Source organism: Hypericibacter sp., from assembly GCF_050729195.1.
In the GTDB taxonomy this organism is placed as follows: Bacteria; Pseudomonadota; Alphaproteobacteria; order Dongiales; family Dongiaceae; genus Hypericibacter.
Map to the genome: position 1 here is coordinate 1 of NZ_JBOHKS010000206.1, position 6,345 is coordinate 6,345.

The 6,345-nt window shown below is 65.2% G+C and carries 7 protein-coding genes; 6 read left to right on the top strand and 1 reads right to left on the bottom strand.

Annotation, left to right across the window (positions count from 1 at the left end):
• Window positions 1-131: 131 nt before the first annotated feature.
• Entirely contained in the window at window positions 132-1,037 is a 906-nt protein-coding gene (locus ACREE8_RS15925) for a LysR substrate-binding domain-containing protein (protein WP_431573994.1), read from the bottom strand.
• A 154-nt stretch (window positions 1,038-1,191) separates the two neighbouring features.
• On the opposite strand from ACREE8_RS15925, the gene ACREE8_RS15930 reads away from it, so the two are divergent.
• From ACREE8_RS15930 to ACREE8_RS15955, 6 genes are all read left to right on the top strand, one after another.
• Window positions 1,192-2,112: a dimethylarginine dimethylaminohydrolase family protein gene (locus ACREE8_RS15930; protein WP_431573995.1), complete on the top strand. Its 921-nt coding sequence runs from the start codon at window positions 1,192-1,194 to the stop codon at window positions 2,110-2,112.
• An 80-nt stretch (window positions 2,113-2,192) separates the two neighbouring features.
• Window positions 2,193-3,335, top strand: a complete 1,143-nt coding sequence (locus ACREE8_RS15935) for an ABC transporter substrate-binding protein (protein WP_431573996.1) — start codon at window positions 2,193-2,195, stop codon at window positions 3,333-3,335.
• Between the two features lie 128 nt (window positions 3,336-3,463).
• On the top strand, window positions 3,464-4,306 hold the full coding sequence (locus tag ACREE8_RS15940) for an ABC transporter permease (RefSeq protein WP_431573997.1): 843 nt from the start codon (window positions 3,464-3,466) through the stop codon (window positions 4,304-4,306).
• A 5-nt stretch (window positions 4,307-4,311) separates the two neighbouring features.
• Window positions 4,312-5,094, top strand: a complete 783-nt coding sequence (locus ACREE8_RS15945; RefSeq protein ID WP_431573998.1) for an ABC transporter permease — start codon at window positions 4,312-4,314, stop codon at window positions 5,092-5,094.
• Window positions 5,095-5,104: 10 nt separating this feature from the next.
• Window positions 5,105-5,881, top strand: coding sequence for an SDR family NAD(P)-dependent oxidoreductase (locus ACREE8_RS15950; RefSeq protein WP_431573999.1), 777 nt, complete (start codon window positions 5,105-5,107; stop codon window positions 5,879-5,881).
• Between the two features lie 32 nt (window positions 5,882-5,913).
• On the top strand, window positions 5,914-6,345 hold a 432-nt coding region (locus ACREE8_RS15955; protein WP_431574000.1), incomplete at its 3' end, for an SDR family NAD(P)-dependent oxidoreductase.

Genomic DNA, 6,345 nt, shown 5'->3' on the forward strand with positions numbered 1-6,345 from the left:
GCCCAGGACATCGCCCCGGCGCTGCAGGAAGCCTTCGCCTCGAACGAGGTCACCGTCCTCGATATCGTGACCGACCCGGCCGCGCGGCCGCCGATCACCTCGTTCGAGGGGCATTTCGAGTAGGCGAGGCGCTACTTCTTCGCTTCCAGCGCCGCGAAGCGCTCCAGGATCCAGCGCTCCAGCGCGGCGACCGCGGGGCTGGCGTCGCGTTCGGGGGCCGAGATCAGGTAATAGGGAAAGGCCGCCGGCACCGAGAGAGCCAGGAGCCTGACCAGCCTTCCATTGGCGAGATCCTGCGCCACGGTCGGCATGTCGCCCATGGCGATGCCGCAGCCTTCGCGCGCTGCCTGCAGGGTCAGATGCGCGCCGTCGAAGAAGAGGCCGCGCGCGGTGTCGACATCGGGCAGCCCCGCCGCCGCGAACCAGCGCGACCAGGTCTCGTCGCTATATTCATGCAGCAGCGTGTGGCGCAGGAGATCGCCGGCGCGGATCGAGGCGCGGGTGCCCTTGACCAGGCCCGGACGCGCGACGGGGAAGAATTGCGAGTGGCCCAGCAGCACCACGCGCTTGCCCGGATGTTCGCCGCTGCCATAGGCGATGGCGAGATCGCTCTGCTCGGCCATGGTCGGGTGGCGCCAATATTCGGTCACGATCCGGATCGTGACATTGGCATGGGTCGCGAGGAATTCGCTCAGGACGGCGGGAAGCCAGTTGGCCGCGAGGCCCGGCACGCAGGCGAGCGTGATGTCGCCCTCGAGCTCGCCGCGCCGCACCGCCGATGCGGCCTTCGAGAGCCGGTCGAAGGAGCTGCTGACGACACCCAGCAGCTGCAGGCCCGCGGGCGTCAGCGCCATCGGCCGGCGCGCGCGATCGAACAACGGCCGCCCCAGCTGCAGCTCGAGCGACTTGATCTGATGCGAGACGGCGCCGTGGGTGACGCCGAGCTCCTCGGCCGCCTTGACGAAATTGCGATAGCGCGCCGCCACCTCGAAGGCGCGCAAGGCATGGAGCGGCAGATGCTGGCGCTCAGGAATCATGCAGTTGCACGCTCCTACTGTTAATTCACCTCACAGTAAGAGCGAAGATTTCTCGTTTCGCAAGGGGAAACCCCGCCCTTACAGTGAATCAGGATGCAACTGCGGCAGACCCTGTGCCGCAAATGCCCATGCAACAGCGCGAGGAATCCAGACCATGAGTGCGAATGTCGGGCAGACGACGCCATCCCAGACCCCGGACGGCCAGAAATGGGGCGTGACCGCCCAGACCGGCCTGCTCACCGATGTGCTGCTGGGCCATCCGGACCATTTCCGCTGGGTGCCGCTGAATTCGATCTCGGCCGTCACCTTCGCCAACATGGAGCAGATGGGCTACCGCTTCGACAAGCAGCGGGCAATGCGCCAGCACCGCCAGATGGTCGAGGTCTATGAGAAGGCCGGCGTGCGCGTGCGTTTCGCCGAGGCCGACGAAGGGCTGCCGTCCAGCGTCTTCACCCGCGATTCGAGCTTCATGACGCCCTGGGGGGCGGTCATCACCTCGATCCAGACACCGCCGCGCCGGCGCGACTATGCCGTCGCCTCCGCGTTCTACACCAAGGCCGGCATTCCGATCTGGAAGTGGGTGACCGCCGGCCATTTCGAGGGCGGCGATTTCTGCATCCTGAAGCCGGGCGTGGTGCTGCTCGGCTGGTCGGGCGACCGCTCGACCAAGGAAGGGGCCGAGCAGGTCGAAGGCTGGCTCAAGGAAAAGGGCTGGGAGGTGCAGGTCGCGCCGATCCCGCCGCAATTCGTCCATATGGATGCGGTCGTGGTGATGCTGGAGAAGGGCCTCGCGCTCGTCTGCGAAGACGCGCTCCAGCCCTACGCGCTCGACTACATCAAGAATAAGCACGGCATCGAGGTGATCAAGGTCGCCTATGCCGATTGCGTGAAGCTCGGCTGCAACGTCGTCAGCCTGGGCAACAAGCGCGTGTTGTCGATGGCACACAACGTCAATGTGAACCGCCAGCTCGAAGAGGCAGGATTCAAGGTCATCGCCGTGGATTACGACATGTTCGCGCTGGGCGGCGGCGGGGTGCATTGCTCCTGCCACGAGCTCTACCGCCAGCCTGAGTGAGGAGACTTGCGGGCATCAAGGCAGAGCCCGGCGACCGATTGGCATTCAAAACCTAGAAAAAGACAACAAGGGAGGAAGACATGTCAGGACTCGATCGGGACCGGCTCGGCATCGTCCGGGTGCGGCGCTATTTCGAGATGGATCGCCGGCAACTGCTCAAGGGCGCCGCGGCCTTCGGTGCCGCGGCCCTGGTGGGGCGCGCGCTGCCCGCGCAGGCCGCAACCAAGCTCAACTTCGTGGGCTGGGAGGGTTATGACACCTTTCTCGAGGCCGACGACTTCGTGAAGAACAAGGGTGCCGAGTTGCAGAAGTCCTACATCTCCTCGGCCGACGAGGTGATCACCAAGCTGCGGCTGGGCTCGGGCCAGGTGGATATCTGCACGCCCTACTTCATCCATGACGATTTCCTCGCCAATGACGGGCTGCTGGAGCCGCTCGATCTCGACAAGCTCCCCAACTTCAAGGGGATTCATCCGACCATCCGTGCGATGACCGAAGGCAATATGAGCGAGGGCGGCAAATGGTATGCCTGTCCCATGACCTACGGCGCCATCTGCATGGTCTATAACGCCGACAAGGTGGCGGCGCCGACCTCCTGGACCGACATGCTGAAGGACGAGGTCAAGGGCAAGGTCGCGATCACGGCGGACTATCCCGGCAATCTCTTCGCCTGGGCCAAGGTCACCGGCGCCGCCAAGCCCAACGGCATGACCAAGGACGAGCTCGCCAAGACCGTCAAGGCGCTGGTCGATCTCAAGAAGAATCATCTGCGCACGATCGCGCCCAGCTATGGCGATCTCATCAACATGCTGGCCAGCGGCGAGGTGGTGATGGCCCAAGGCTGGGAGCCGGTCTCGGTCTGGGTCGGCGACAAGGCCAACATCAAGGTCGCCTACCCGAAGGAAAAGAGCATGGGCTTCATCGAGGGCTACGCCATCGGCAAGGGCTCGGCCAACATCGATCTCGCCCATGAGATCATCAACAACGCGCTCTCGGTCGACGGACAGCTTGCCGGCGCCGAGGCCAACTCCATGCCGGTGGTCACCAGCGACGCCATGGCCAAGGCCAGCGACGCCAACAAGGCGCTCTACAACTACGACAAGCTCGACGACTACTTCAATGTGAAGACCGAGGTGGTCCCGATGTACCCCCTCGAGGCGGACGGCACCCATGCGACCTGGGACGATTACCAGGCGGCCTGGGAAACGGTGATGAAAAGCTGAGCGGCTTCGCGCATCATCCCTCGCATGAACGCGACCGCTTCCGTCAGGACCGGCGCCGGGAATGAAGGAACGGGCGGGGCACCGGCCCCGCCCGTTCGGCGCGCGATTCCTGTCAACGAGGCGGCGTGATGGCCGCGATCGGCCGCCATCGCTGGCCCGTCCTGCCCGCCTTCCTGGTCTTCGCCCTGCTGTTCGTCGGGCCGCTGGCCTTCTTCCTGGTGGTCAGCTTCTGGCGCCTGCGCGCCTACAAGCTGGTGCCGGACTTCACCTTCGACAACTATCTCGATGTCTGGCAGGAGTACCTTCACGCCGCGATCTTCACGCTGCTGATCTCGCTCCTGATCGCCGCCATCACCACGGTGATCGGCTTCATGATCGCCTATCTCGCCCGCTTCCGGGCGGGGCGCTATGGCGGGCTGATCCTCTTCGTCGTGCTGGTGACGCTCTTCGGCGGCTATCTGGTGAAGATCTATGCCTGGAAGACGATCCTCGGCACCAACGGCATCCTGAACTCGACCCTGGTCGATCTGGGCCTGATCGACGAGCCGCTCGCCTGGCTCCTCTACAGCCCGGCCGCCGTCGTCATCACCCTGGTCAATTTCCTCCTGCCCTTCGCGGTCCTGCCGATCTATGGCTCGCTGCGCGGGATCGACGAGGTGCCGCTTGCGGCCGCGCGCGACCTGGGCGCGAATGCCGCCCGCGTCTTCCGCGACATCGTGCTGCCGCAATGCAAACCCGGCATCTTCGCCGCCTTCGCGGTCTCGTTCCTGATCACCGCCGGCGATTATGTGACGCCGCGTCTCGTCGGCGGCACCAATACCTTCATGGCCGGCAATTTCATCGAGAGCCAGTTCATCAACCGGCTCAACGCGCCGATCGGCTCGGCTTTGTCCTATGCCATGCTGATCGGCTGCGGCCTGGTGTTGCTGGCGTTCCAGAAGACGCTGACCCGCGTCCTGAAGCCCCGGTAGGCGGCATGGAAACCAGCCCGCTCGCCAAGACGCTCTGGGGCCTGTTCGGAACGGTCTCGATGCTGTTCCTGCTCTCGCCCATCGTGCTCGTCGTCGTCTTCTCCTTCGGCGAGAACCGCCTGGCGACCCTGCCGATGGAGGGCCTGACCTTCAAATGGTATGGCAAGCTGCTGGCCGATCCGAACTTCTGGTCGGCGCTCGAGAACAGCCTGATCGTGACGCTCAGCGTCGGCGTCATCTCAACGGTGGTCGGAACGCTGGCCGCGATGGCGCTGGCCCGGTGGCGCCCCGGCGCCGCCAATGCCGCGATGATGACGCTCTCGCTGCCGGTGATGATGCCGCCCCTGGTCCTGGCCCTGGCATTGGCAACGGTCCTATCGTCGCTGGGCTTCCGGTTCGGGCTCCATACCGTGATCCCGAGCCATCTCGTCTTCACGCAGCCCTTCGTGATCCTGATCGTCTACGCGCAGATGGTGAATTTCAATTTCGCCATGCTCGACAGTGCGCGTGACCTCGGCGCCTCGCCGCGACAGGCCTTCTTCACCATCGTGCTCCCCAATATCCGCTCGACCCTGATCGGGGCCGCCCTCATCGCCATGTCGGTCTCGCTCGACGATTTCATCATCACCTTCTTCACCATCGGCAACGGCATGACCCTGCCGACCCTGGTCTGGGGGATGCTGCGCACCGCCCTCGATCCCAGCATCAATGCGCTGGGCACGCTGATCCTGATCGCGACCATCACCTCCAGCGTGATCGCCCTCTCGATCACCCGCTATCGGGGCTAGGAGGCCGCCCATGACCGTCTTCGATTTCAAGGGCCGGAAGATTCTGGTGACCGGCGCCAGCCGCGGCATCGGCGAGGCGATCGCCCACGGCTTCGCCGCCGCGGGCGGCGAGGTCACGATCATGGCCGAGGATGACGGCGTCGCCGCGGCGGCCCAGCGCATTGCCGGTGATACCGGCCGGCCCGTTACAGCCTTGCGCTGCGACATCGCCGACGAGACCGCCGTCCGCGACGCCGTTGCCAGCCTGAAATCTATCGACGTGCTGATCAACAATGCCGGCTATCAGCCGCGCACGCCCCTCGCCGACCCCTCGCCCGCCGTCGATCGCGAATTCCGCCGGGTGATCGAGGTCAATGTGCTCGGCACCTACTTCGTCACGCGCCATGCGCTGCCGCTGATGGGAAAGGGCGGGCGCATCCTCCTGACCTCCTCGATCTGGGGCAAGACGGGAGCGGCGGAATATAGCGGCTATTGCGCCTCCAAACATGCGGTGCTGGGCTTCATGCGCAGCCTGGCGCTGGAGCTCGGGCCCCGGGGCATTACGGTCAATGCCGTCTGCCCGGGCTGGGTCGAGACCGAGGGGGCGATGTGGACCGTCCGGCAGATCGCTGCGGAGACCGGACGCCAGCCGGCGGATCTGATCGAGGATTATCTGCGCTTCCAGCCGATCCCCAGCATGATGGCCCCGCGAGATCTGGCGGCGACCTATCTCTTCCTCGCGTCGGAGGCCGCCGCCGACATCACCGGCCAGGCGCTCAATGTCGATCGCGGGCATTTCATCGGATGACGAACCGTCGCGAAAGGAAGGGGTGATTACCGATGGGACGTCTCGACGGGAAGATCGCCATCGTCACGGGGGCCGCCGCCGGCATCGGGCGTGGCATCGCCGAGCTCTTCGCCGCCGAAGGCGCCACCCTTGTGATGACCGACATCGACGAGGCGCAAGGCCGCGAGACCGCCGCCGGGCTGCGCCAGGCCGATGACGACAAGATCCAGTTCATTCCCCATGACGTCGCCTCGGAAGAGGGCTGGCGCAATGTCATCGACAGCGTCCTCGCCCGCTTGGGCCGGCTCGATATCCTGGTCAACAATGCCGGTATCCAGATCTCGCGACCGCTGGAAGAGATCTCGCTGCAGGAATGGCGGAAGGTCTTCCAGGTCAATGCGGAGGGCCCGTTCCTCGGCACCCGCATGGCGATTTCGGCGATGAAGACGACCGGCGGCGGATCGATCGTCAACGTCTCCTCGACC

Excerpts from the sequence above, each read along its gene's own strand:
- ACREE8_RS15925 (WP_431573994.1), bottom strand. The coding sequence starts at position 1,037 with ATGATTCCTGAGCGCCAGCATCTGCCGCTCCATGCCTTGCGCGCCTTC.
- ACREE8_RS15930 (WP_431573995.1), top strand. The coding sequence starts at position 1,192 with ATGAGTGCGAATGTCGGGCAGACGACGCCATCCCAGACCCCGGACGGC.
- ACREE8_RS15935 (WP_431573996.1), top strand. The coding sequence starts at position 2,193 with ATGTCAGGACTCGATCGGGACCGGCTCGGCATCGTCCGGGTGCGGCGC.
- ACREE8_RS15940 (WP_431573997.1), top strand. The coding sequence starts at position 3,464 with ATGGCCGCGATCGGCCGCCATCGCTGGCCCGTCCTGCCCGCCTTCCTG.
- ACREE8_RS15945 (WP_431573998.1), top strand. The coding sequence starts at position 4,312 with ATGGAAACCAGCCCGCTCGCCAAGACGCTCTGGGGCCTGTTCGGAACG.
- ACREE8_RS15950 (WP_431573999.1), top strand. The coding sequence starts at position 5,105 with ATGACCGTCTTCGATTTCAAGGGCCGGAAGATTCTGGTGACCGGCGCC.